Below are 24,993 nucleotides of genomic sequence, written 5' to 3'. Positions count from 1 at the left end.
TGCCAGACGGGGGACATCATGTCGAAGCTTCGCACCGCCGCGCTCGCCTCGTGCGCGCTCGCGCTCTCCGCACTCACGGCGTGCACCGCCCCGCCGAGCCCGACGCAGACCCCGAGCGCGCCGCCGAGCGCGGCCGCGACCCCGCCGCTCCCGGCGGGCGAACTCGATGTGGTGTACCAGGCGCCGCAGGTCAGCGAGGTCGACCGCAGCACGAGTCCGATCATGCAGCCGGGCGTCTCGATCTCCGAACGCTGGATCGCCGTCGCCTCCGCGCCGGCGGGCACGCTCACCGTGTTCGACCGGGCCACCCTCGACGAGGCCTGGTCCGTTTCCGGCGGCCCGGCCGACTGGGGCCCGTGCGGCGAGCCGTACTTCCTCTCCGAGGAGCGGCTCGTGCTGCTCACCGGCATCGAGGGCGGCGGGCCCTGCTCGCGCTTCGTCGTCTACGACCTCGAGAGCGGTGAGGCGGTCGACGGCTTCGAGTTCGTGACGGCGGAATACCAGGGCACCAAGAGCTACGAGCAGGTCACCGGCACCGCGGCCGTCGACGGCCGGCTGTGGTTCGTCACCGCGTACCACGGGCTCGGCTTCCTCGACCCGAAGACGGGCGAGCCCGAGGGCGTCCTCGATTCCTCCGAGCTGGGGGCCTTCAGCGACGACAGCGGGCGCGCGCACGTCAGCTCGCTCGCCGTCGATCCCGGAACCGGCCTACTCGTCACCACCCTGCTGCACGGCGAACTGATCGGCGACGCGCCCGCCTCCGACGTGTACGGCATCCGCGTCGACGGCGCCGAAGCCGAGGTGGTCTGGAAGTTCGGCGACACCATCGACGGCAACGCCGCGCTCGGCGTCGGCGAGCTCGACGCAGCCGACCCGTTCCTCTTCGTCGACGACCGCGAACCGGGCGTGCTCGCCATCGCCGAGCTCGCCGACGGCGGCGCGGTGCTCGGCCGCCTCGACCCCGAGACCGGGCGGATGCCGGCGCCGATCTCACCGAGCACGGGGGTCGACTTCGCCGCGGGGCTCACGAGCGGGCACGGCGCCTACGAGGTCGTCGGAGATCTGCTCGTCACCGGCGCGAAGGATCCCGACGGCGGCTCGCTCGACCTCGTCGGCTACGACCTCGTCAGCGGCGAGGAGCGCTGGCGCACCACGCCGCCGGCGCCGTTCACGGCGACCCTGCAGGACGTGAGCGTCGGCACCGACGGCGAGCTGTACGCGCTGAGCATCGGCCTCGTGAACGGCGACACCGCGCTGAACCGCATCGACCCGGAGACGGGCGAGAGCACCGAGAGCTGGGAGATCCCGTCGGGACTCTTCGGCGAGACCGGGTTCACCGCGCGGGTCGTCGACGATGCCGTCGTGCTCGTCTACGCGAGCACCCAGACGATCGCGTTCCCGACATCACCGCTCGTCATCCTCGCCGCCGAGCAGCGCGACTGAGGCGCGGCGGCGCCCGGGGCGCGCCTACGCGGCGCGCTCGGCCTTCGCGAGGTTCGCGACGAGCTCCTCACGGCTCTGCGCGCCGGCCGAGTACGCGGGCTGATCGCGCTCGACCCGCCAGCTCTCGGCGAGCGGCCCGACGTTCACGGTGTCGTAGCCGAACTCGTCGTAGATCCGGGCGACGGCGGCCGCGGCATCCTCGTAATCGCTCGCGGTGGCGAGCGCGCGACGCTCCGGCGCACCGGCCGGGCGCCCCTCGGTGGTGATGTCGGCGGCGGTGATGTGGTTGAAGCCCTTCGCGACCCGGCTCGATGGCAGGTGCGCCTGGAGCATGCCGCTCACGGTGTCGCGCCCCTCGTCGAGGGCGGGGACGTGCCCGTCGCGCTCCCAGTAGTAGTTGTTCGTGTCGATCACGATCTTGCCGGCGAGCGGCTCGACCGGCACCGCCGGGTACGCCTTGAACGGCACGGTCACCACCGCGAGGTCCGCCGCCGCGGCGGCCTCCTCCGCGGTGGCCGCGCGCGCCTGCGGGCCGAGTTCGGCCACGAGCTCGGCGAGCGTCTCCGGGCCGCGCGAGTTGGCGATCACGACCTCGTAGCCGTTCGCCACCGCCGCTCGCGCGATCTGACTGCCGATGTGTCCTGCGCCGATGATTCCGAGGGTCGTCATGCAGAGGTGGAACGCTCCGGCGGCGCGATTGCTTCCCCGATCGAGGCATCCTGCCGATGTCGGGTCACGAGATAGGAGCCGAGCAGCACGAGGACGAAGCCGACCACCGTCCACACCGTGACCCGCTCGCCGAGCACGAGCACGCCCGCGACGATCGCGACCGCGGGGTTCACGTAGGTGATCGTCGTCGCCTTCACCGGGCCGATCTCGGCGATGAGGCCGACCATCAGCAGGAACGCGAGCGCGCTGCAGACCACCGCGAGCACGAGCACCGCGACGACGACCTCCGTCGAGGGCCAGCTCGTCGGCACCCCGCCGGTGAGCAGCACGAACGGCACGAACACGACGGCCGCCCCCGCGAGCGAGACGGCGACGATGCCGACGCCCGGCAGATCCGACATCCAGCGGGCCAGGATGGCGGGGCCGAGCGCGTAGCCCACCACCACGACGCCCATCTCCGCGACGGCGAAGAGGTCTGAGCCCGCGACATCGAGGCCGACGAGCGCGGCGACGCCGAGCATGCCGAGCAGGATGCCGAGCCAGTTCACTCCGGACAGGCGCTCCGGGCGGCCCATCAGGAAGGCGATCGCGACGCCCGCGAGCGGGACGGCCGCGAGCAGGAGTCCCGCGGTCGAGCTCGGCAGGTGCTGCTCGGCGGAGCTCAGGAAGTACCAGGGGAACACGATCTCGACGAGCGTGTACGCGAGCATCGGCTTCCACCGCTTCAGCACGGGCCAGACCTGGTGGCGGAAGAGCGCGAGCGGCAGCAGCAGGATGGCCGCGAGCCCCGAGCGCGCGAGCACCACCATGCCGGGGTCGAGTTCCGACACCGCCACCTTGATGAAGAGGTAGGGGATGCCCCACGCGATCCCGAGCGCGGCGAACAGGATGATCCCCCGGCGAGTCACCCGCCCATTCTGCTGCGTCGCGGGCCCGAGCGCGCGGCCGTGGCTGCCGTCCTCCCGCGACATCCGGCCACCTCGGGCGGGGTCCGGCCGGCTTGCCGTCAGTATTTGCGGGTGCGTCGGCGCCGGCACCCGCAAATACTGACGGCTTGCCGTGGTGGATGGGTCGCTGAGCCTGTCGAAGCGGGACGGGGCGCAGTTCCCTTCGACGGGCTCAGGGAACCACGGGATGGGTCGCTGAGCCTGTCGAAGCGGGACGGGGCGCAGTTCCCTTCGACGGGCTCAGGGAACCACGGGATGGGTCGCTGAGCCTGTCGAAGCGGGGGCGAGTTCCCTTCGACGGGCTCAGGGAACCACGGGATGGGTCGCCGAGCTCAGTCCGCGTCGTCGGCGAAGGCGACGTAGGCCTGCAGCGGCACCGGCTTCACCGGGATGTGCGCGGCGAAGCGGCCGGCCTCGCCGACGCCGGTGCCGCGCGCCTTCGCGACGAGGCCGGCGACGGCGGACTCGCAGTACCGCCCCTGGCACGGGCCCATGCCGCTGCGGCAGGCGAGCTTCACGGCATCCGCGGTGCCGGCGAAGGGGTTCTCGTCCAGGAAGCCGTCGATCGTGGCCCGCGTCACCGTCTCGCAGCGGCAGATCTCCGTCGCGGGCGTCGCGAGCTCGAGTAGGGCCTCGCGGCGCGGGGCGAACATCCGCTGCACCACGCCGGAGAAGCGCGCGGCCGAGCGGATGCGCCGCCGGGCGCTGGCGAGCGCTCGCTCGGGCACGGGGCGGCCGAGGGCCGCGGCGATCGTGAGGCCGGCGAGCTCGCCCTCCGCCCGGGACTGCTCGGCCCCGGCGACGCCGCTCGGCTCCCCCGCGACGTGCACGCCCGGGACGGTCGTCTCGAGCTGCGCGTCGTGGCGCACGATCCAGCCGCCCTGCGCCGAGTCCCAGTCGAGTCCGCAGCCGAGCTGGCGGGCGAGCTCGGTCGAGGGGTGGAAGCCGTAGCCGAGCACGAGCGCGTCCGCCTCGACGGTGCGCGCCGGGCCGGTCTGGCGCCAGCCGCGGTCGGCACGGGCGAGTCGCACGCCCTGCACGCGGCCGTCGCCGAGCACCTCGGTCGGCACGGTGCCGGTCGAGATCCGCACGCCGGCCCGCAGCAGCCGCAGCACGCAGCCGGCGAGCTCGCCGAGGAGGCGCACGTGCCCGGGCACGGCGGGCAGCGCCCGCAGCAGCTCGAGGGGAGAGGGGATGCCTCGGGCGATCGCGACCTCTTCGATCCGCGCCCCGGCCGCGAGCAGCTGGTCGGCGACGATGAGGAGGAGCGGGTGGGAGCCGGCGAGCACGACGCGGTCGGCGACGCGCAGCCGCTGCGACTTCAGGAAGCCCTGCACCGCGCCCGCCATCATCACGCCGGGCAGCGTCCAACCGGGGATCGCGACGGGCATGTCGTAGGCGCCGGCGGCGATGAGCACCCGCCGCGCGCGCACGCGCCCGGAGCCGGCGGGATCGGCCGGATCGCTCGTCAGCACGTCGAAGCCCGCCGGGGCGGGCCCGGTCGAGGCATCCACGGCATCCACGGCATCCGCGCCATCCGCGCCATCCGCCGACGAGGCATCCGCCGTGACCGGCAGGATGCCGAACACGGTCGCGCCGTGCCGCCAGGCGATGCGCGGGTGCGAGCGCGCGCGGTCGAGGAGCTCGCCGGCCCAGGGGTAGCCGGTCGGCAGCTTCCGGCGGGCCCCGAACTCCGGCGGCGTGGTGCGGAAGATCTGCCCGCCCGCGGCGCGCTGCTCGTCGACGACGAGCACGTCGAGGCCGGCGTCGGCGGCGGCGAGCGCGGCCGCGGCACCCGCGGGACCGGCGCCGACGACGACGAGGTCGTGGCCGGGGCTCATCGCTCGCTCGTCTCGACGCGCATGCCGTCGCGCACGGTGGTGAGGCACGAGCGGGTGAGCGGCACGCCGTCGACGGTCACGCCGCACTCGAAGCAGGTGCCCATGTTGCAGAGCGGGATGCGCGGCTCGCCGTTGCGGTGCGAGAACGCGGGCACCCCGGCGGCGAGCATCGCCGTGGCGACGGTCTCGCCGGCGAAGCAGCCGACGGGGCGGCCGTCGACGGTGATCTCCGCGGGCGCGCCGCGCTCCGAGGGCAGGCGCGCGGCGCGCCCGCTCGTGGCCTCAGCGTCGGGCATGGCTCAGCCTTTCGAATCGTGCGGGGTCGTAGGGGTGCAGATCGATCCCGGGCGGCCGCCCGTCGGCGAGGGCGATGAGCGAGCGGGCGAAGCTCGGCCCGAGGGTGAAGGCCGAGCCGCCCGTCGCGACGAACACCCCGGGTCGACCGGGCACCTGGCCGACGAGCGGCAGCTGGTCGGGGGTCACGGTCGTCGTGCCGACCCAGCTGCGCACGATCGGCAGCGAGGCGGTTCGCGGCACGACGCCGATCGCGGCGGCGGCGTTGCCGACGAGGGAGGACTGCAGCAGCGTCGGCCGGCTCTCCAGATCGGGGGTCCCGTCCGCGGCGAGGGGCAGGCGAGCGGGCCAGCCGCCGCCGATGAGCACGGTGCCGTTGCCGGTCTGCTTGAGGGAGAGCTTCGTGCCGGCGTGCTGCACGAGGTGCGGCACGAAGGGCGCGGTCGGGGCACTGACGCTCATCATGAGCGCGAGCGGGATGGTCGGCAGCGAGACGTCGAGGAGCTGCCCGAGCCGAGTGGTCCAGACCCCGGCGGCGAGCATCACCGTGTCGGCCTCCAGGCGGAGCATCCGCTCCCCCGCCTCGCTGCGCTCGACCGCATGCACCGCCCAGCCGGTGGCGGCGGGCACCAGGTCGACGACCTCGGTGCGGGTGCGCACCTCGGCGCCGAGCCGCAGCGCGCCGCGGGCGAGCGCCGGGCCGGCGATGCGGGTGTCGGCCTTGCCCTCGAGCGGGCAGAACGCGGCGGCGAGCACCGAGTCGGAGAGGTACGGGGCGAGGCGGCGGGCCTCGTCGCCGTCGAGGAGGCGCACGTCGAGGCCCCACTCCTGCTCCAGCGCGGTCTTGCGCCGCAGCACCTCCACCTGCTCGGCCGTCTCGGCGAGCATGAAACCGCCCTGCTGGGCGACGCCGAGCGATTCGCCGAGCTCGTCGCCGAGCGCCGCCCACTCGCGGGCGGCCTCGAGGTGCAGCGGCATCGCCTCGGCGGCGGTGCGCGCCGACTCCCAGCCGTGCTCGACCATGCGGTACTCGAGCTGGAAGTGCAGGCTGCCCGCGTTCTGGCCGGAGGCGTGCTGGTTCAGCTGGTCGCGCTCGAGGAGCGCCACCCGGGCGCCCTCGCGGGCGAGCATCCAGGCGAGCGCGGCGCCGAGCAGTCCGCCGCCGACGACGATGCTGTCGTAGCGCTCGCTCACGAGAGTGGAACGGTCGCGATCCCCAGGTCCTCGAGGGTCGAGCGGACGATCGAGACCTGCGCGTCGTCGAGCTCGAGGAGGGGGCGCCGGACGTAGCCGGCCGAGACGCCGCGGAGGCGCAGCGCCGTCTTCATGATCGCCTGCTGGTTGCCGAACTTCGCACCGTAGTCGGGGCCGAACCACCGGGTCATGACGACGCGGTCGCGGGCGCCGAGCTCGATGGCGCGCTCGCGCTCGCCGGCGGCGAGCGCGTTCCAGAAGTCGGGGTGATCGCGGCCGAGCGGGGCGCCGGAGCCCATCAGGCCGTCGCCGCGGCCGAGGGCGGCGAGGTCGGCGCCGAGCTCGCTCGTCGGGATGCCGAAGTAGCGCACCCGGTCGCCGAGGGCGTAGAGGCCCGCGAGGAAGCCGGCGAAGTTCCCCGTGGAGTTCTTGATCGCCACGACGTTGTCGATCTCGGCGAGCTCGCCGAGGGTGTCGACGTCGAGGTCGACGATGCAGCCGCGGGGCCAGTTGTAGACGCAGATCGGCAGCTCGGTGCCGGCGGCGACCTCGCGGTAGAACTCGACGATCTCGGCGCGGCTGGGCACGAGGTACGGCGGCGGGGTGAGCAGGATGCCGTCGAGCCCGGCGCGCTCGGCGGCGCGGGCATGCCGGATCGCCTCGGCCGCGGTGAAGGCGTTGCAGCCGCCGAGCACGCGCATGCCGGCGCCGAGCCGGGCGCCCTGCGCGAACAGCTCGGCCCGCTCGGCCTCGTTCAGGCTGAACCACTCACCCGAGGTCCCGGCGAGGATGACGCCGTGCATGCCCTCGTCGGCGAGCCAGCCCATCTGCCCCTCGAAGGCGGCGACGTCGAAGTCGCCGTCCCGGGTGAACGGGGTCGTGATGGCCGGGATGTAGCCGTGCCAGTCGACGCTCGTGCGATCCATGTCTGTCGTCCTCTCAGTTCGCGCCGTCGGCGGGCAGGTCCTGCGCGTGGTGGTGCACGATGCGCCAGCCCTCGTCGCCGTGGCGGAGCACGTCGGTGACCCGCACCCGTTCGAGCAGTCGGCCGTCGGCCGGGTCGCGCACCTCGAGCACGTAGCGCACGAGGCCGGTGCCGTCGCCGAAGTCGTCGCTGACGATCTCGACGGGGCGCACCTCGGGCAGCGGCTCGGCGCGGTCCTCGGGCGCGACGGCGGGGCCGCGCAGTTCGTCGAGCTCGGCGATGCCGCGCATGAGGGTCGGCCACGGCGTCTCCCACACGGTCACCGCGGGGTCGAGGCGGGCGTCGAAGGCGGCGCGGTCGCCGAGTTCGCGGTAGAGGGCGACGACGAAGTCGTCGAGGGGGGCAGAGGTCATGGTCGGTCCGTCGATTCGGTGGTGAGCAGGTGCTGGAGCGGTCCGAGGCCCATGGGGCCGTAGGACAGCGCTCGGTGGTGGAAGTCCTTGGCGGTGATCCCGGATGCCTCGGCGCGGGCCCGCGCCTCGGTCCAGAGCTTCGCGCCGACCTTGAAGGCGAGCGCCTGCCCCGGCCAGGCGAGGTAGCGGTCGACCTCGAAGCCGGCCGTCCTGGGGTCGACGAGGGCGAGCTCGGTGAGGAAGCGGCGGCCGAGCTCGGGCGTCCACCGACCGGTCGCGCCGAGCGGGTTCGGCCGCAGCTCGCGGCCGGTGTGCAGGCCGAGGTCGACGACGATCCGCACCGCGCGCCAGATCTGGCCGAGCACCATCCCGAGCTGCTCGGCGGGGTCGCGCAGCAGGCCGATGGAGTCGGACAGCTGCTCGGAGTAGTGCGCCCAGCCCTCGGCGTAGCCGTGGATCTCGCACAGGTAGCGCTGCCACGGGTGCAGGCCCGCATTGCTGCGGTTGATCGTGTGCTCGAGGTGGTGCCCGGGCACGCCCTCGTGGTGGAAGCTCGTGACCTCCTGCCAGGTGCCGATCCCCTCGGCGCCCTCGGGGATGGTCCAGACGATCTTGCTGCGCACGGAGCCGTCGGGCGCGCCGGGCGTGTAGTAGACGACGCCGCTCGCGGCGGTCGGCACGACCACGTCGACGTCGCGGATGGCCCGGGGCAGGTCGAAGGCGACGCCGTCGACGCGGGCGAAGGTGTCCTCGAGGCGCTCCTGCAGCCAGGCGACGATGCGCTCGTGCCCCGCGACCCGGTACCGCGGGTCGGCGTCGAGCAGGCGTGCCGCGGCGCGCACCGCCTCGGTGCCGTCGGAGCCGCTGCCGTCGGAGCCGGTGCCCAGCACGATCGCGGCGAGGCGCCGGGCCTCGCCGAGGAGCCGCTCGAGCTCGGACCAGCCGTAGTCGTAGACCTCGTCGAGGTCGAGCCGGGTGCCGAGGAAGCTCTGCGCGATCTGCCGGTAGACGTGCTCGCCGACGGCGTCCTCGACGGGCGCGCTCGGCAGCAGCTCGGTGCGGAGCCATCCGCTCAGCTCGCCGAAGGCGCGCGTCGCCCGCTCGCCGGCGCGCGCGAGGGCCGCGGCGCGCGACCCGCTCAGGGGCGCCGCCGAGATGCGGGAGAAGTAGTCGAGGCCGGCCGGGTCGATCCAGCTGTCGATCTGCCCGGCGACGACCTCGAGCTGACGCGCCGCCGCGACCCCCGAGCCGCTGAACCGGCCGGCGCGGCCGGCGTCGCGCGCCCACTCGAGGCGCCGACGGAGCTCGCCGAGGGCGGGCTCGACCGCGGCGAGCCGCTCGATGACCGCGTCGCCCGCCTCGTCGTCCGTGACGGTGACGTCGTCGAAGCGCTCCCGGATCTCCTGCACGGGTGACGCGAGCGGGGCCAGCAGCCGCGCGGTGAAGCCCGTGTCGAAGAGCTCCCCCTCGCTCGCCGCACGCTCCGCGAGCGCGGCGTCGAGGGCGGCGTCGGCGGCGCGCTCCTCGGCGGGCAGCGCGGCCAGTGCGGCGGCGGTGCGGCCGAGCAGCGCCCGGCGCTCCTCCGCCCACTCGGGGCCGTAGTCCGCGAGGCGCGCGGCGGCGTCGCGGCCGAGCGCCTGCGCCGCGGCGGGCTCGTGCTCGGCGAGCGCGGCGAGGTGCGCGTCGGCGACGGAGCGGACGGTGGCGCGATCCGTCATCGGGCGCCGGCCCGGTCGTCGCGCACGACGACGCCGTCCTTCATGACCCAGTCGATGCCGCGCAGCGCGGAGACGTCGCGCGTCGGGTCCTCGTCCGTGACGATGAAGTCGGCGTGGGCGCCGGGCTCGACGACCCCGATGCCGGGCGCGCCGAGGAGCTCCGCCGCCCGCCCGGTCGCGGAGCGCATGACGTCGAGGTCCGTCATCCCGGCCTCCACCATGAACTCCATCTCGCGGACCGTGGCGGTCGTGCCGTCGAAGTCGGCGGCCGGCGGCATGTCCGTGCCCATCGCGATCGGCACGCCGCTCGCGATGGCGTGCTGCAGGCTCTCCCAGTGCCGGGGACCCGCACCGAGGGCGCGCTCCTTCATCCAGGCGGGCACGCCCTGTGCATCGAAGAACTCCTCGCAGCGGCTCACCGTGATGGTCGGCACGTACCAGACGCCCCGCTCGGCCATGAGCTCGGTGATCTCGCGCGTGAGCTGGTAGCCGTGCTCGACGCAGTCGAGGCCGAGCTCGATCGCGCGGCGCAGCGTCTCGGACGGCCCGACGTGCGCGGTGACCTTGCGGCCCCAGTCGTGGGCGACCTGGATGATCGAGGCCATCTCCTCGTCGGTGAGCTGCGGGGTGTCGATCTGCTCGTGCTCGCCGGCGATGCCGCCCGAGATGCAGACCTTGATGAGGTCGGCCCCGTGCCGGATCTGCAGCCGGGCGAGCCGGCGCAGCTCGTCGGCGCCGTCGCCCTCGAGGGCGTCGGAGTCCCAGCCGTGGCCGCCCGTGCAGCAGAGCGCGTGGCCGGCGGTGAAGATGCGCGGGCCCGGCACGATGCCCGCGTCGATGCCGCGGCGCAGCGCGAAGTCGAGGTAGCGGCTCTCGCCGACGAGGCGGGTCGTCGTGACGCCCGCCTGCAGCGTGCGCTTCGCGCCGTCGGCCATCACGAGGAGCAGGTCGGGGTCCGACTTGCTCGCGATCGCGGCGCCCGCGGTGCCGGGCAGGGCGAGGCCGAGGTGCACGTGCATGTTCACGAGGCCCGGGCTCAGCACGCGCCCCGTGAGGTCGAGCTCCCGCGCGCCGGCCGCCGCCGGGAGGGCGCGGAGCTCCGCCTCGGGGCCGACGGCCTCGATCCGGCCGTCGGCGGAGACGAGCACGGCCGAGCCGTCGAGGAGCTCGGCATCCGTGCCGGTGAAGATCCGGGCCCCGACGAGGAGGGTGGGGGCGGTGGTCGCACTGGTCATGCTGATGCTCCGTTCGTGGCTGCCGCGTCGACGCCGGCCGCTGCGGGCTCGGCGACGTCCTCGTCGAGGCCCGGCAGCTTCTTGACGGGTCCGATCTCGGGGATCGCGGCGATGAGGGTCTTCGTGTAGGGATGCGTCGGCCGCTCCCAGAGCTGCTCGCTCGGGCCGCGCTCGACGATCTCGCCCGCGTACATCACCGCGGTCTCGTCGGCAATGGCCCGCACGAGCGAGAGGTCGTGCGAGATGAAGAGCATGCCCATGCCGAGCTCGCGCACGAGCGACTGCAGCAGCTGCACGATCTGCGCCGAGGAGAAGGCGTCGAGCGCCGTCACCGGCTCGTCGGCCACGACGAGGCTCGGCTTCGCGGCGAGGGCGCGGGCGATCGCGAGCCGCTGCCGCTGCCCGCCGGAGAACTGCGAGGGGTAGCGGCTGCCCGCCGCCGCGTCGAGGCCGACGAGCTCCAGCAGCCGCGCGACCTCCGCGGCCCGCTGCTCGCGCGGGATCGGCTCAGTCACGCCGTCGAGCAGCTGGCTCGCGATCGTGCGGCGCGGGCTCAGCGAGGCGTACGGGTTCTGGAACACCATCTGCAGCTTGCGGTCGGCGGCGGGCCGCTGCCGCATCCGGAGCGGTTCCAGCGGCGCGCCCTCGAAGCGCACGGCGCCCGAGGTGGGGGCGTGGATGCCGCAGGCGACCCGGGCGAGCGACGACTTGCCGCAGCCCGATTCGCCGACGAGCCCGACGACCTGGCCGGGCGCGACGGTCAGCGAGACGCCGCGGACGGCCTGCACCGCCGGGCCGCCGCTGCGGCGGTGGGTGACGACGATGTCCTCGAGCTCGAGCACGTTGGCGGTCATGGGCGGGCCTCCTGCTGCACGCGCTCCTCGGCGAGCGACTGCGCGCGCGAGGCGATGAGCGCCTTCGTGTACTCGTGGCTCGGCTCGTTCAGGATGGTGGTGGTGACCCCCGACTCGACGACGGTGCCGTCCTTGAACACGTAGGTGCGGTCGGCGATCGAGTTCATGACGCCGAGGTCGTGGGTGATGAACAGCATCGAGACCCCGGTCTCCCGGGCGAGCCGGTCGAAGAGCCGCAGGATGCCGGCCTGCACCGTCACGTCGAGCGCCGTCGTCGGCTCGTCGGCGATGAGCAGCCGCGGCTCGCAGGCGAGCGCGATCGCGATCGCGGCGCGCTGACGCATGCCGCCCGAGAACTGGTGCGGGAACGCCTTCACCGCGTGGTGCGGGTCGCGGATGCGCACGAGGTCGAGCAGCTCGACCGCGCGGGCGTTCGCCTGCTTCTTCGTGACGCCCTTGTGGTGGACCAGGTGCTCGGTGAGCTGCGTGCCGATCGTGAGCAGCGGGTGCAGCGCCGCCGAGGGGTCCTGGAACACGATGGCGATGCGGTTGCCGCGCACCGTGTCGAGCTCGGCACGGCTCAGCGAGAGCAGATCGCGGCCCTCGAACATGATCCGCCCGCCGGCGCGCGCGCCGGGCGGCAGGATGCCCATGATCGCCGAGGCGGTCATCGTCTTGCCCGAGCCGCTCTCGCCGGCGAGGCCGACGATCTCGCCCTCGCCGATCTCGATGTCGGTGCGGTGCACGAGCTCGACCGGCCCCGAGGGGGTCGGCATGGTCACCGAGAGGCCCTCGATGGAGAGCAGGGGGTCGGCTGCGGTCGTCATCGCGTCCTCGCATTCCGCGACCGTGGGTCGAGGTGGTCCTGGATTGCGTCGCCCAGGAGGTTGAAGGCCATCACGATCGTGAGGATGGCGAGGCCGGGGAACAGGCTCACCCACCAGTTGCCGAGGTTCTGCGAGCCGAGCGCGATCATCGCGCCCCACTCGGCGGCCGGCGGCCGCGGGCCGAGGCCGAGGAACGACAGGGCGGCGAGCATCAGGATGGCGTTGCCGAGCTCGATCGTCGACATGACGAGGGCGGGCCCGGCGCTGTTCGGGATGACGTCCTTCACGATCGAGCGCAGCGTCGGCAGTCCGAGCATCCGGCCGGCGACGACGTACTCCTGCTCGCGGACGCTCAGCACCGAGCTGCGGATGATGCGCGCGTAGAGCGGCCACGACACGATGACGAGGGCGAGCACCGCGTTGCCGACGCTCGGGCCGAAGGCCGCGGCGACCGCCATCGCGAGGATGATCTGCGGGAACGCGAGCACGAGGTCGGCGAGCCGCATCGCGACGTTGTCGACGGCCTTGCCGAAGTAGCCGGCGGCGAGGCCGACGATGCCGCCGACGAGGAGCGAGCACGCGACGATGGCGACCGCGAGCGGCAGCGAGAGGCGCGAGCCCCAGATGAGCCGGCTGAGCACGTCGCGGCCGAGGTCGTCGGTGCCCATCCAGTGCGCGCCCGACGGCGGCTGCAGGTTGTCGCCGACGGTCTCGAGCGGGTCGTAGGGCGCCACCCACGGCGCGAAGGCCGCGAGCAGGCACCAGAGCACGATGATGCCGAGGGAGACCACGGTGAGCGGTCGCCAGAACGACCCCGTGCCGAGGCTGCCGCCGACGCGCAGGCGGTCGCGCCGGAAGCGCGAGGCGCGCGAGACGGCGACCCGGTCGGAGGGCAGGATGGTCATTTCGCTCCGATCCTCGGGTCGATGACGCTGTAGAGCACGTCGACGAGGAGGTTGATGAGGGTGTAGACGACCGCGATGAACAGCGTCACGCCGAGGATCGCCTGCAGGTCGAGCGAGATCGCGCTCTTGTAGGCGTACTGGCCCAGGCCCGGCCAGGACAGCACCTGCTCGACGAGCACGGCGCCGCCGAGCAGCGAGGCGAGCATGAGGCCCGAGACGGTGAGCACGGGCAGGAGGCCCGCGCGGAACACGTGCCGCCAGGTGATGACGCGGCGCGGCAGGCCTTTCGCGATCGCCGAACGGATGTACTCGGCATCCAGCACCTCGATCATGGCCGAGCGCACGAAGCGGAGCAGGCCCGACACGGTGAGCGCGGTGAGGATGCCGACCGGCAGCACGAGGTGCCAGAGCGCGTCGCCAAAGACGTCCCACTGCCCGGCGATGGCCGCGTCGACGGTGTACATGCCGGTGACCGCGGGCGGCGGGTCGTAGATGTTGCTGAGCCGGCCGCCGTTGGGCACCCAGCCGAGCAGGTAGAAGAAGACGTAGAGCGCGACGAGCGCGAGCCAGAACGGCGGGGTGGAGAGGCCGACGAGCGCGGCGCTGCGGATGCCGGTGTCGGTCGGGCGGTTTTTGCGCATCGCGGCGAGCATGCCGAGGCCGACCGCGATCACGATGGCGAGGGCCATGGCCGGCAGCGCGATCTCGATCGTCGCCGGCACGTACTGGCCGAGGTCCTCGGCGACCGGGCGGTGCGTCTGCTGCGAGGTGCCGAGGTCCCCCTGCAGGATGTTGCCGAGGTAGCGCACGTACTGCACCCAGATCGGCTGGTCGAGGCCCCACTTGGCCTCGAAGGCGGCCCGGATCTCCGGGTCGTCGTAGGCCTGCTGCGAGAGGTTCGCCGCGGCGGCGTCGCCGGGGACGACGTTCACGAGCAGGAAGGTCACGACCGTGACGCCCCAGAGCAGCACGAGGGCGCTCAGCAGGCGTTTGCCGATCATCTTGAGGAGGGGTGGCATCGAAGCTCCGTCTCGGGTCGCGGTGGCGACGGGTGGTCGCTCGCGCGACGGGGTCGCATGCGCGACGGGGGAAGCGGGCGCCCCTGACAGGAAGAGAGCAGGGGCGCCCGCGGTCCGTTCCGGCTACTTGCCGGCGATCGCCGCGAGGTCGACCGTCCAGCCGGCGGGCGTGTAGTCCGCGCCGGTCAGATCGCTCGTCGCGACGACGATGCCGGCGTTGTTCGCCAGGGCGATGTAAGGCGAGACCTCGTTCATCACGTGCTGCCACTCGATCATGGCCTCGTTGCGCCCCTCGGGGGTGAGCTCCGCGGTCACGGCGTTGCTGGCGTCGATCGCCGACTGGTCGGCGCGCTCCAGGGTCCAGCCGGTGCGCAGCGAGGTCGAGGCGCCGGGGGCCATGTTGTTCACGAGCGACGACGAGGCCGGGTAGTTCAGGCTGTTCGGCGAGAAGTTGATCTCGTTCTTGCCCTCGGACTGCGACTGCAGGAACACGTTGATCGGCTGCGGGGTGAGCTCGATCTCGATGCCGGCCTTCTTGGCGTCCTGCTGCACCTTCGTGACGATGGTGCCGAGGTCGACGCCGCGGTAGGTGATCGCCGGGTAGACGAGCGCCACCTTCACGTCGCTGAGGCCCGCGTCGGCGAGCAGCTTCTTCGCGCCGTCGATGTCCTGGACCGGGTTCTCCGACTCGTCGAGCGCGCCGGCGAAGGCGGGCGGCACGAGGCCGGCCGCGGGGGTCGCCCCCTCGCCGAAGAGCTTCGCGAGGCCCTCGCCGTCGACGGTCAGGCGCAGGGCCTTCACGAACGCCGGGTTCGAGGTGACGGCCGAGACGGCCGGGTCCTGGTTGAGGCTCAGGAAGTACGAGGTGTCGGCGACGCCGGAGACTTGGAGGTCGTCGGACAGCTCGGCGGCCTGCGGGCCCGAGAGGTCGAGCGCGATCTCGTCGCCCTTGGCCTTCGAGATGGTGAGCTTCTGGTTCTGCACGTCGACGTTCTGGATGACGACGCGGCTGTAGGCCGGCTGCTCGCCCCAGTACTTCGGGTTCGCGGTGAGCACGATCTTCGTGCTCGGGTCGTAGCTCTTCAGCACGTAGGGGCCGCTGCCGAGGCTCGCGGTGTCGAGCTGGGTGCCGATCTGGTCGCTCGTGGCAGCGTCCTCGGCGTCGGTCGCGCCGAGCTTCTTGGCCTCGGCCGAGTTCAGCACGCTCGCCGCGGGCATCGCGAGGATGACCGGGACGTCGGGGTTCGGCGTCGCGGAGGTGACGACGACCGTGTCGTCCCCTTCGGCGGCGAAGTCCAGGCCCTGCACGGTCTGCGAGGCGGAGCCCTGCAGGTTCTTCAGGCGGTTGAGGCTGAAGACGGCGTCCTCGGCGGTGACGGCGGCGCCGTCCGAGAAGACCGCGTCGTCGCGGAGGGTGAAGGTCCAGGTGGTGCCGTCGCTCGACTGCTCCCAGCTCTCGGCGAGCTCGGGCTGGAGGGTCGTGACGTCCGAACCCTCGTACGTCACCAGGGTGTCGTAGAGCGCGTGCACGGCGATGTTGCCCGTCTGCTCGTACACTGTGCCGGGGTCGAGTGTCTTCACGACGAATGAGGTGTCGACGGTGAGCGTCTGGTCGCCCGCGTTGGAGGTGCTGTTGCCTCCGGCGCATCCGGCGAGCGCGAGCGTCAAGGCGACGGCGCCGGCGGGCACGGCGAGCTTGGCTGTGAGGGATCTCATGTGCTTCTTTCCCCGGTCGGCGACGGTGACGAAGGAGTTGGAGGAGCGCTCAGCCTCGCTGCCAGTCAGTGCCCGGTGTCGTGTGGATGATGTTCAATCCAGGTACCATGAATTCAAGCACATTAAACACGTGCGGACTCACATGTCAAAACGCGGCCGCCCGTCACACCCAGACGGGGGACGCACAGGAAGGATGACTCAGCGTGCTCGGTGACCGATTGAAGGCCCTGCGCCAGGCCAAGGGCCTGACCCTCCGCGAGCTCTCCGAGCGGACGGGCTTGTCGGTCAGCATGCTGAGCCAGATCGAGAACGGCGCCGCCGACCCGAGTCTCGGCTCGGTGCGCAAGCTCGCCGAGGTGTTCGAGGCATCCATCGCGACCCTCTTCAGCGACCCCGACGCGCCCGCCATCCACATCAGCCGGCCCGGCGAACGGCACAGCCTCGGCGTCGCCGACGCGAGCTTCGCCTACGAGCGGCTCACCCCGGGCCGCGGCGACCTCGAGGTGCTGCGCGCCGAGATCCCGCCGGGGCAGGCGACCTCGCCCCGACTGTGGGGCCACCCCTCGACCGAGTGCGCCTACGTCATCTCCGGCGAGCTGACCGTCGAGCTCGGCGCCGAGCGGGTGACCCTCGCGACCGGCGAGTCCGTCACGTTCGACTCGCGCGAACCGCACCGCTACGTGAACGAGAGCGACGGCGTCACCACGATCGTGATCGCGGTGACGCCGCCGTCCCCGTAGTCCGTCTGGCCCGCTGAGCCTGTCGAAGCGCCGCTGGCCCGCTGAGCTCGTCGAAGCGGCGTTCCCTTCGACAAGCTCAGGGAACCAATGCAGGCTCAGGGAACCACGTTCAATCGCCCTTCACGTTCACGATCTGCCGCAGCGTGTGCCGCACCGCGACGAGCGACGAGGCATCCGCCATCACCCGGTCGATCGGCTTGTAGGCCTGCGGGATCTCATCGATGAAGGCGTCCGTATCCCGGAACTCGATGCCCGCCATCGCCTCCCGGAGCTGCTCGTGGGTGAAGGTCTTCCTGGCCTTCGACCGCGAGTACTCCCGGCCCGCGCCGTGCGGCGAGGAGTTCAGCGACATCGGATCGCCGAGCCCCTCCACGACGTACGAGGCGGTGCCCATCGAGCCCGGGATGAGGCCCGGCCGGCCGACGTCGGCCTGGATCGCCCCCTTCCGCGACACCCACACCCGCTTGCCGAAGTGCTCCTCGCTCTCGGTGAAGTTGTGGTGGCAGTTGATCCGCTCCTGCTCCTCCACCGGCACGCCGGTCCACTCGGACACCTGCCGGATGACCCGGTCCATCATCTCCTCCCGGTTGAGCAGCGCGAAGTGCTGCGCCCAGCGGAGCTCGGCGATGTACCGGGTGAACTCCGGCGTGCCCTCGACGAGGTAGGCGAGGTCGGGGTCGGGCAGCTCGATCCACCATTGCTTCGCGAGCCGCCTGGCGATGCCGATGTGCCGCTGGGCGATCTTGTTGCCGACGCCCCGGCTGCCGGAGTGCAGGAACAGCCACACCCGGTCGACCTCGTCGAGCGAGACCTCGATGAAGTGGTTGCCGCTGCCGAGGGAGCCGAGCTGCTCCCGCCAGTTCCCCGCGTAGGAGGCCGGGTCGAAGCCGCTCCGCTCCGCGAGCTCCTCGAGCTCGGCGACCCGGGGCTCAGCCGTCGCGACGACCTTGCGGTTGTACTTGCCGGCGGACAGCGGGATGGCCCGCTCGATCTGCTCCCGCAGCTCCCGCCGGTCGGCGGGCAGCTCGCTCGCGTGGAACTGGGTCCGCACGGCGATCATGCCGCAGCCGATGTCGACGCCGACCGCCGCGGGGATGATCGCCCCGAGCGTCGGGATGACCGAGCCGACCGTCGCGCCGAGGCCCAGGTGGGCGTCGGGCATCAGGGCCAGGTGCGGGTGGATGAACGGCATCGTCGACGAGGTGCGCGCCTGCGCGACGGTCTGCTCGTCGAGCAGGCTCGCCCAGGAGACGAGCCGATCGGAGAGTCTCTCCATGATGATGATTCCTGTCTGCGTTCCCGGAGCCCGCGGTGGCGGGCCCCGCTCTGGTGGGTCCTCGGGCCCGAGGGTCCACCGTCGCGCGCAGACGGAATCACCCCGGGCCTCGAAGCGGCACGGGGTGACGGTGGCGATGGATTCGCTGGCGTCAGGGTGCCGGCTCGAGAGCCTGCTCGAGCTTCGCTTCGGGGCGCTGCTGGCGCCCCGCGTTCGCGGGCTCGGCGAAGGCGGGCGTGAAGGTGCGCTGCAGAGACACGCTCACGATTCCACCTGCTTCCAGACTCCGGGGATGCCGCGCGATCGCGCAGCCTTGGAACCCTAGCGGGCCGGGGCGGTGGAGGTCAAGGACGGATGGCTCGCTGAGCCCGCCTTGGTTCGCTGAGCCCGTCGAAGCGCGGCCTTGGTTCGCTGAGCCCGTCGAAGCGCGGCCATTGGTTCGCTGAGCCCGTCGAAGCGCGGCGGCGTTCCCTTCGACAGGCTCAGGGAACCAGCGGACCCTTCGACCGGCTCAGGGAACCAGCGGACCCTTCGACCGGCTCAGGGAACCAGGATGGCTCAGAGGGCCGAGCGGGCGGCGCTCGCGTCGACGAGCGCGGCGAGGAGTGCGACGCGCTGCGGCACGCTCGCGAGGTCGAGCCATTCGCTCGGGCTGTGATCGCCGCCGCCGACGGGGCCGAGGCCGTCGAGCGTCGGCACGCCGAGGGCGGCGACCCGGTTCGCGTCGGACACCCCGCCGGTGCGGGCGAGCCCCGGCTCGAACCCCAGTTCGCGCGCGAGCCTGAGCGCCAGTTCGCCGAGCTCGCGCCCCGCCTCGGTCTCCTCGAGCGGCGCGCACTGGTCGACGACGCGCACCTCGACGCGGGTGCCCTCGACGAGCGGGCCGGCCGCCCGCTCCCTGAGCGCCGCGAGCGCCCCCTCGATGACCGCGGTGCGCGTCGCCCGCATCTCGACGTGCATGGTCGCCCGGTCGGGCACGATGTTCGTGCGCTCGCCGGCTCGGAGCACGCCGACATTGACGGTCAGCTGCTCGGCGGGGTCGGCAAGCGCCTGCAGGAAGACGGTGAGGTGGGCGGCCTCGAGGGCGGCGTGCGCGCCCCGCTCCGGCTCGATGCCGGAGTGGGCGGCGACGCCGTGCACGACGAGCTCGAGGTCGGCGACGCCCTTGCGCCCGACGACGAGATCGCCGTTCTCGCGCGCGCACTCGAGGCTGAAGGCAGCATCCACGCCTGCGGCGAGCTCCTGGAGCACCGGGCCGCCGGCGGGCGAACCGATCTCCTCGTCGGGAGTGAAGGCGAGCACGAGCTCGCCGTAGCGTTCGGCCCCGGCATCGATCAGGTGCGCGGCGGCGTGCAGGGCCGCGACGACGCCGGCCTTGTCATCGGTGACGCCCGGCCCGTGCGCGTGCCCGGCGTCGTCGATCGAGAACGGCCGCGCCGCGGCATCCCCGCGCTCGAAGACCGTGTCGAGGTGGGCGAACAGCAGGATGCGCGCGACGCCGGCGCCGCGGCGTCGGCCGATGACTGTGGCGCCGTAGCGCGGGTCGACGGAGGCGCGGCGCTCGACGGCGAAGCCGAGCTCGGCGAGGCGGCCGGCGACCACGTCGCCGACGCGGTCGACCCCCTCCGGGTCGAGCGAGCCGGAGTCGATGCCGACGAGCTCCGCGAGATCGCGGATGTACGCCGCCCGGGCGTCTTCGGCGCGGCGGAGCAGTTCGGCAGCGAGCACGGGGCCTCCGTTCGGTGCCTGCAACGTCCGTTGCAGATCACCGACGACCATACACGAACAGAAACACTCGTTTCCGAGCCGGGCGCCCGACGTGTCCGACCTCCACGCAAGTCGGGCAACTCGCGGAGGGGGGTGCCGCTCAGAGCAGCTCGAGCTCCTGCACGGTGCGCTCGATGCGCTCCATCCGCTCCCGCGCGGGCGGCCCGAGGCGGGTCAGCACCGCCTCGAAGATCGCCTCGATGAGCGCCATGACGGGCACGACCGAGTCGAACGGGCCGCGTTCGGAGGCGAGGCTCGACAGCACGGTGTCGGCGTCGCCGGCGCACGGCGACACCCAGCGGTCGGTCACGAGCACCACGGTCGCCTTGCGCGCCTTCGCGTGCTGCACGAGCCGGCGGGTCTCGGCCTCGTAGCGGCGGAAGTCGAACACGACGAGCACGTCCTTCGCGTCGAAGCCCGACATGGTCGCGGCGCGCAGGCTCGCCATGCGCGGCACCATCTGGACCGCTGGGCGCAGCTGCTGCAGGCTCGCCTGAAGGTACTCGGCGAGGAAGCCGCTGTAGCGCCCGCCGGCGAGCCAGACGCGGTGCTTCGGGTTCGCGATCGCGTCGACGGTGGTCGCGAAGTCGTGCTCGGACAGGCCCGCGAACGTGGCGCGGACGTCGTCGGCCGGGGCGTCGCCGAGCGAGGCGAGATCGCTGGATGCCGAGGCGCCCGCCGCACCGATCCGCTCGTAGAGCGAGGCGGGCGAGGCGCTGCGCTGCTCGAGCTCGTGCCGGAGCGCGCGCTGGAAGTCGGGGAAGCCGCGGTAGCCGAGCCGGGTCGCGAAGCGCACCACGGTGGCGCCGCTCACCGCGGCGAGGTCGGCGAGGCCCGCGACCGTCTCGAAGCCCGCGACCGGATAGGCGGCGAGCAGCGTGCGCGCGACCTTGCGCTCGGCCGGGCTGCAGTCGCCCATGCGCTCGCGGATGCGTGCGGCGACCGACTCCTCGGCGAGATCGCCCGGTGCGACGGCGGCGGATCGAGGGGAATCGGGGTTCATCTGGGTCCTTCGGTCTGCGACGCATCTCCGTCGCCGAGCCCCGGCCGGCGATGGCGAACCCGGTCGACCGCGACATCGGACGTCGCGAGTCTAGCAACGGGCCAGCCGGCCGCCGGGGCGGCGAGCGACTGAAATGTCCATTTCGATTCTGGACATTCTATCGTGATGTGAAATACTTGCACCGCGCATCCGGCCCCCGCCGGAGCCCGATCCCGTACTCGGAGAGGAGTACCGTGACCGCCACCCACGACGCCGACCGCGGCACCCTCGTGCTGATCGGCGGCGCGCTCGACGAGCATCCGGGCATCCTCGACCGCATCGTGCAGCTCGCGGCGAGCGCGAGCCCCGCGTCCGCCCGCCCGCCGCGCATCGCGATCCTCACGACGGCGTCCGAGCCCGCCCGCTCCGCCGACGACGAGGCGACGAACGACCCCGGCGTCGAGCACGACGCCGCCGACGGGCGCTACTACGCCGCGCTCTTCGCCCGGCACGGCGCCGAGGGCGTGCCCATCCCCGTCGGCGTCGCCGCGGCGCCCCGGTTCCCCGGGCAGCGCTACCTCGCCGAGCACGCGGAGCGCGCCGAGCTCGCCGCCCTCGTCGACTCGTGCGACGGCGTGTTCCTCGGCGGCGGCGACCAGACGCACTACGTGCTCGCACTGCACCGCAGCACCGGCGTCGCCGCCCTCGCCGGCGAACCGCCCTTCGGCGAGCGGCGCGACACCCGCGTGCTCACTGCGATCCGCGGGGTGCTCGCGCGCGGCGGCGTCGTCGCGGGCACGAGCGCGGGGCTCGCGGTGCAGCAGGGCGCCGGCATGGTCTCTGGCGGCGGCGTGCACGAGAGCTGGCGCCTCGGCGCCGAAGCCGGCTACGCCGACGACGAGCGGCTGCGCTACGTGCCGGCCGGGGGCCTCGGCCTCTTCCCCGAGGCGCTCCTCGACTCGCACTTCGCCGAGTGGGGCCGGCTGCCCCGGGCCATCCGCCTCGCCCGTGCGCTCGGCCGCGATTCGCTCGTCGGCGTCGACGAGCACACGGCGCTCGTGTACGACCGCGCCACCCGCCGCGGCGAGGTCATCGGCGAGCGCGGCGTGCATCTCGTCGACGTCGCCGAGAGGGAGCAGGCCGCCGGGGCGGATGCCCGAGGCGACGCGGTCGCCGGGGTGCGCTGGAGCCGGCTCCTCCGCGGCGACGCCATCGATTTCGGCGCCGGCCGAGTCGAGCGCGCGGGCGCGATGCGGTCCGGTCCCGGCGAGGCCGCCGCGCCCGAGCCGATCGAGGACGCCTGGGCGGCCGACGGCTCGCGAGCGCTCGTCCGGCTCGCCACGCAGCTCCTCGCCTCCGGGGCGCGCACCGCGCACGGCGACACCGCCGAGTCCGAGCCGCGCTACCGCACCACCCTGCACCGCGACGAGCGCACCGTCTGGACCGCCGACGGCGGCTTCGGCGAGCTGCTCGTCTCGATCGCCCCGGTGCCCGTCGCGGCGCCGCCCGCAGGCGAGCTCATCCCCGCAGTGATCCCCACCACCACAGCAGTCCCCACCACCACAGAGGAAGGCGCATCATGCCCACACCCGTGACCGGAGCATCCGGCATCCCCCGCCGCCGTCGGAGCCTCCGCCGTGCGAGCGCCGTCTCCGCGATCGTCGCGTCCGGCGCGCTCGTGCTGAGCGGCTGCGCGGCGTCCGGCGACGGCGGCGACGCCGCGAAGGACGTCGTCAACGTCGTGACGCCCGCGCAGCCGTCGACGCTCGACCCGCAGATCTCGACCGAGTCGATCATGGGCGAGATCACCGGCTCGATCTACGAGACCCTCGTCGTCACCGACGAGAACCTCGTGCCGCAGCCGATGCTCGCCGAGTCGTTCGAGCGCAGCGACGACGGCCTCGAGTACACCTTCGTCCTGCGCGAGGGCGTGAAGTTCCACGACGGGTCCGAGCTCACCGCGAGCGACGTCGTCGATTCGATGAACCGCTGGACGCGGGTCTCGATCGCCGCCGACGGCGCGTTCGACGGCTCCGAGTGGACCGAGGTCGACGACTACACCGTGAAGCTCACGGTGCCCACCGCGAGCTTCCTGCACCTGCTGTACCTGTCCGACATCGGCACCTCGTACCCGGCGATCATGCCCTCGGAGGTCATCGAGGAGTTCGGCGACGAGCCCGTGCAGGACATCGTCGGCACCGGCCCGTACACGCTCAAGGAGTGGGACGCCGACCAGCGGATCGTCATCGAGAAGTGGGACGATTACCAGTCGGTCGACGCCCCGTCGAGCGGTCGCGCCGGGGCGAAGGACGCCGTCCTGAACGAGGTCGTCTTCAGCTTCGTGCCGGATGCCGCGACCCGCACCATGGGCATGCAGTCGGGCCAGTACGACGTCACCCCCGAGCTGCCGTTCGACGGGCTGACGCAGTTCCAGGAGGACCCGAACCTCGTCCTCGGCACCTACACGATCGGCCCGATCAACCTCGTCTACAGCGACCGCGCCGGCGGCCCGTTCGAGAACGTCGTCAACCGGCAGGCGGTCAACACGGCGCTCGACCGCGACCCGATCATGCTCGCCTCGGTCGGCTCCGAGGAGCTCTACGACCTCGTGCACCACAACATGACCGAACCGCAGCAGGCGATCTGGGACACCGAGGTCGGCAAGGCCGAGTTCAACTCGGCCGACACCGCGGCGGCGAAGGCGCTCCTCGCCGAGGGCGGCTACGCCGGCGAGCCCGTCACGCTGCTCGTCACCCGCGACTACACCGAGGCCTACAACGCCGCGGTCGTCGTGGCCGAGCAGCTCAAGGGCATCGGGGTCGACGTCAAGCTCGAGGCGCTCGAGTGGGCCTCGTACTTCGACAAGTACAAGGAGGGCCGCGACGAGTGGGACCTCACGATCATCCCGCAGGGCACCGTCACCGACCCGACGCAGACCGTCGGCTTCCTGCCGAACCGCGCGGGCTACTACGACACCCCGGAGCTGCACGATCTGCTCGCGCGCTTCCGCGCGGCGCCGACGCAGGACGACGCGACCCTGATCTTCGACGAGATGCAGCAGTACATCGAGACGTACCGCCCGCTCACCCGCCTCGGCGACGCGCACAATGTGTACGCCGCGAGCAAGGATCTCGAGCTGCCGGTGTTCAACTCGCACTTCGTGTGGTGGAACGCCAGCTGGAAGTGATCGGCTGAACGCCCGGGGCGGGCGGGTCGGAGCGCGAAGCTCCGCCCCGCCCGCCCCATCCCCCGCTCCCCTCGTCCCCGGAGACCCGATGCTCAGATTCATCTTCCGGCGGCTGCTCAGCCTGCTGCCCGTCCTCTTCGTCGTCTCGGTGGTGATCTTCTCGCTCATCCACCTGACGCCCGGCGACCCGGCCCGCGCCATCCTGGGGCAGAACGCGACGAACGAGCAGGTCGCCGCGCTCCGCGAGAGCATGGGCCTCGACCGGCCCCTCGTCGAGCAGTACCTCGGCTGGGTCGGCGGCGTGCTCACCGGCGACTTCGGCGACTCCTACTTCCTGCGCAAGAGCGTGACGGAGGCGATCGGCGACAACGCCGTGCCGACCATCCAGCTCGCCGTCATCGCGATCATCGTCGCCATCGTGCTCTCGGTGCCGTTCGGCACCCTCGCCGCACGGTTCCGCGGCGGTCGCCTCGACCGCTCGGTGATGGGCTTCACGCTGATCGGCATGACGGTGCCGAGCTTCGTGCTCGCCCTCGCCCTCATGGTCGTGTTCGGCCTGATGCTGCGCTGGCTGCCCATCTCCGGCTACGTGAACCCCTTCGAGGACTTCGCCGGCGGCATCCGCACCCTGATCATGCCGGGCATCGCGCTCGGCGCGATCACGGCCGCCCTGATCACCCGCACCACCCGGGCCGCCGTGCTCGACGTGCTGAACGCCGACTACATCGACGCGGCCCGCTCCCGCGGCGTCGCCGAGGGTCGGCTGCTGTTCAGCCACACCCTGAAGAACGCGAGCCTGCCGGTGCTCACGATCATCGGCCTCTCGCTCGGGGGGCTCGTCACGGGGGCCGCGGTCACCGAGACGATCTTCAACATCCCGGGCCTCGGACAGCTGCTCGTCACCTCGATCGCCCGCCGCGACTACCCCGTCATCCAGGGCGTCATCCTCTTCGTCACCCTCATCTACCTGCTCACGAACCTGCTCATCGACCTGCTCTACGGCATCGTCGACCCGCGGGTCCGCGTCGGAAAGGCCTGAGC

Annotated in this window: 22 protein-coding genes; 5 read left to right on the top strand and 17 right to left on the bottom strand. The window is 72.7% G+C overall.

Features of this window, described 5'->3' with window-relative positions:
* The first annotated feature begins 18 nt into the window (after window positions 1-18).
* Entirely contained in the window at window positions 19-1,443 is a 1,425-nt protein-coding gene (locus QSJ60_RS05260; protein WP_285462881.1) for an NHL repeat-containing protein, read from the top strand.
* Window positions 1,444-1,467: 24 nt separating this feature from the next.
* On the opposite strand, the gene QSJ60_RS05255 is transcribed toward QSJ60_RS05260, so the two are convergent.
* The 14 genes from QSJ60_RS05255 to QSJ60_RS05190 all read right to left on the bottom strand — a co-directional run bounded on the left by QSJ60_RS05255 (window position 1,468) and on the right by QSJ60_RS05190 (window position 16,000).
* The gene (locus tag QSJ60_RS05255; protein WP_285462880.1) at window positions 1,468-2,112 is read right to left on the bottom strand and encodes an NADPH-dependent F420 reductase; all 645 of its coding nucleotides are present in this window, start codon (window positions 2,110-2,112) and stop codon (window positions 1,468-1,470) included.
* Window positions 2,109-3,020, bottom strand: coding sequence for a DMT family transporter (locus tag QSJ60_RS05250; protein ID WP_230763907.1), 912 nt, complete (start codon window positions 3,018-3,020; stop codon window positions 2,109-2,111). The genes QSJ60_RS05255 and QSJ60_RS05250 overlap by 4 nt, the downstream gene beginning before the upstream one ends.
* A gap of 371 nt (window positions 3,021-3,391) precedes the next feature.
* Window positions 3,392-4,900 carry an NAD(P)/FAD-dependent oxidoreductase gene (locus QSJ60_RS05245; protein ID WP_285462879.1) on the bottom strand — a complete coding sequence of 503 codons (1,509 nt, stop codon included), beginning with the start codon at window positions 4,898-4,900 and terminating at the stop codon, window positions 3,392-3,394.
* Window positions 4,897-5,196: a (2Fe-2S)-binding protein gene (locus tag QSJ60_RS05240; RefSeq protein WP_230763905.1), complete on the bottom strand. Its 300-nt coding sequence runs from the start codon at window positions 5,194-5,196 to the stop codon at window positions 4,897-4,899. The genes QSJ60_RS05245 and QSJ60_RS05240 overlap by 4 nt, the downstream gene beginning before the upstream one ends.
* Window positions 5,183-6,388: an NAD(P)/FAD-dependent oxidoreductase gene (locus QSJ60_RS05235; protein WP_285462878.1), complete on the bottom strand. Its 1,206-nt coding sequence runs from the start codon at window positions 6,386-6,388 to the stop codon at window positions 5,183-5,185. Before QSJ60_RS05235 ends, QSJ60_RS05240 begins: the two co-directional genes overlap by 14 nt.
* Window positions 6,385-7,314 carry a dihydrodipicolinate synthase family protein gene (locus QSJ60_RS05230; RefSeq protein WP_285462877.1) on the bottom strand — a complete coding sequence of 310 codons (930 nt, stop codon included), beginning with the start codon at window positions 7,312-7,314 and terminating at the stop codon, window positions 6,385-6,387. The genes QSJ60_RS05235 and QSJ60_RS05230 overlap by 4 nt, the downstream gene beginning before the upstream one ends.
* A gap of 13 nt (window positions 7,315-7,327) precedes the next feature.
* The gene (locus tag QSJ60_RS05225; protein WP_285462876.1) at window positions 7,328-7,726 is read right to left on the bottom strand and encodes a nuclear transport factor 2 family protein; all 399 of its coding nucleotides are present in this window, start codon (window positions 7,724-7,726) and stop codon (window positions 7,328-7,330) included.
* Window positions 7,723-9,444, bottom strand: coding sequence for a DUF885 domain-containing protein (locus QSJ60_RS05220; RefSeq protein ID WP_285462875.1), 1,722 nt, complete (start codon window positions 9,442-9,444; stop codon window positions 7,723-7,725). Before QSJ60_RS05220 ends, QSJ60_RS05225 begins: the two co-directional genes overlap by 4 nt.
* Window positions 9,441-10,679 carry an amidohydrolase family protein gene (locus QSJ60_RS05215; protein ID WP_285462874.1) on the bottom strand — a complete coding sequence of 413 codons (1,239 nt, stop codon included), beginning with the start codon at window positions 10,677-10,679 and terminating at the stop codon, window positions 9,441-9,443. Before QSJ60_RS05215 ends, QSJ60_RS05220 begins: the two co-directional genes overlap by 4 nt.
* The gene (locus tag QSJ60_RS05210; RefSeq protein WP_285462873.1) at window positions 10,676-11,533 is read right to left on the bottom strand and encodes an ABC transporter ATP-binding protein; all 858 of its coding nucleotides are present in this window, start codon (window positions 11,531-11,533) and stop codon (window positions 10,676-10,678) included. The genes QSJ60_RS05215 and QSJ60_RS05210 overlap by 4 nt, the downstream gene beginning before the upstream one ends.
* On the bottom strand, window positions 11,530-12,360 hold the full coding sequence (locus QSJ60_RS05205; protein WP_285462872.1) for an ABC transporter ATP-binding protein: 831 nt from the start codon (window positions 12,358-12,360) through the stop codon (window positions 11,530-11,532). Before QSJ60_RS05205 ends, QSJ60_RS05210 begins: the two co-directional genes overlap by 4 nt.
* Window positions 12,357-13,265, bottom strand: a complete 909-nt coding sequence (locus tag QSJ60_RS05200; RefSeq protein ID WP_189083476.1) for an ABC transporter permease — start codon at window positions 13,263-13,265, stop codon at window positions 12,357-12,359. The genes QSJ60_RS05205 and QSJ60_RS05200 overlap by 4 nt, the downstream gene beginning before the upstream one ends.
* Window positions 13,262-14,284: an ABC transporter permease gene (locus QSJ60_RS05195; protein WP_285462871.1), complete on the bottom strand. Its 1,023-nt coding sequence runs from the start codon at window positions 14,282-14,284 to the stop codon at window positions 13,262-13,264. The genes QSJ60_RS05200 and QSJ60_RS05195 overlap by 4 nt, the downstream gene beginning before the upstream one ends.
* A 123-nt stretch (window positions 14,285-14,407) precedes the next feature.
* The gene (locus tag QSJ60_RS05190; protein ID WP_285462870.1) at window positions 14,408-16,000 is read right to left on the bottom strand and encodes an ABC transporter substrate-binding protein; all 1,593 of its coding nucleotides are present in this window, start codon (window positions 15,998-16,000) and stop codon (window positions 14,408-14,410) included.
* A gap of 203 nt (window positions 16,001-16,203) precedes the next feature.
* On the opposite strand from QSJ60_RS05190, the gene QSJ60_RS05185 reads away from it, so the two are divergent.
* Window positions 16,204-16,740, top strand: coding sequence for a cupin domain-containing protein (locus tag QSJ60_RS05185; protein ID WP_230763890.1), 537 nt, complete (start codon window positions 16,204-16,206; stop codon window positions 16,738-16,740).
* A 109-nt stretch (window positions 16,741-16,849) separates the two neighbouring features.
* On the opposite strand, the gene QSJ60_RS05180 is transcribed toward QSJ60_RS05185, so the two are convergent.
* The 3 genes from QSJ60_RS05180 to QSJ60_RS05170 form a co-directional block, all read right to left on the bottom strand.
* Window positions 16,850-18,016 carry an RtcB family protein gene (locus QSJ60_RS05180; protein WP_285462869.1) on the bottom strand — a complete coding sequence of 389 codons (1,167 nt, stop codon included), beginning with the start codon at window positions 18,014-18,016 and terminating at the stop codon, window positions 16,850-16,852.
* A 558-nt stretch (window positions 18,017-18,574) separates the two neighbouring features.
* Complete coding sequence (locus QSJ60_RS05175; RefSeq protein ID WP_285462868.1) at window positions 18,575-19,744, bottom strand: M20/M25/M40 family metallo-hydrolase; 1,170 nt, start codon at window positions 19,742-19,744, stop codon at window positions 18,575-18,577.
* Window positions 19,745-19,883: 139 nt separating this feature from the next.
* Window positions 19,884-20,786, bottom strand: coding sequence for a MurR/RpiR family transcriptional regulator (locus tag QSJ60_RS05170; RefSeq protein WP_285462867.1), 903 nt, complete (start codon window positions 20,784-20,786; stop codon window positions 19,884-19,886).
* Window positions 20,787-21,019: 233 nt separating this feature from the next.
* On the opposite strand from QSJ60_RS05170, the gene QSJ60_RS05165 reads away from it, so the two are divergent.
* The 3 genes from QSJ60_RS05165 (at window position 21,020) to QSJ60_RS05155 (ending at window position 24,991) form a co-directional block, all read left to right on the top strand.
* Entirely contained in the window at window positions 21,020-22,360 is a 1,341-nt protein-coding gene (locus QSJ60_RS05165; protein ID WP_285462866.1) for a cyanophycinase, read from the top strand.
* Window positions 22,345-23,952: an ABC transporter substrate-binding protein gene (locus QSJ60_RS05160; protein ID WP_230763879.1), complete on the top strand. Its 1,608-nt coding sequence runs from the start codon at window positions 22,345-22,347 to the stop codon at window positions 23,950-23,952. The genes QSJ60_RS05165 and QSJ60_RS05160 overlap by 16 nt, the downstream gene beginning before the upstream one ends.
* Window positions 23,953-24,040: 88 nt before the next feature.
* On the top strand, window positions 24,041-24,991 hold the full coding sequence (locus tag QSJ60_RS05155; RefSeq protein ID WP_189083467.1) for an ABC transporter permease: 951 nt from the start codon (window positions 24,041-24,043) through the stop codon (window positions 24,989-24,991).
* Window positions 24,992-24,993: the final 2 nt, after the last annotated feature.

The organism is Agromyces sp. NBRC 114283 (assembly GCF_030268405.1).
Classification (GTDB): Bacteria; Actinomycetota; Actinomycetes; order Actinomycetales; family Microbacteriaceae; genus Agromyces; species Agromyces mediolanus.
Note: the sequence above shows the minus strand (reverse complement) of the source record. Positions and strands in the feature narration are given on the sequence as shown.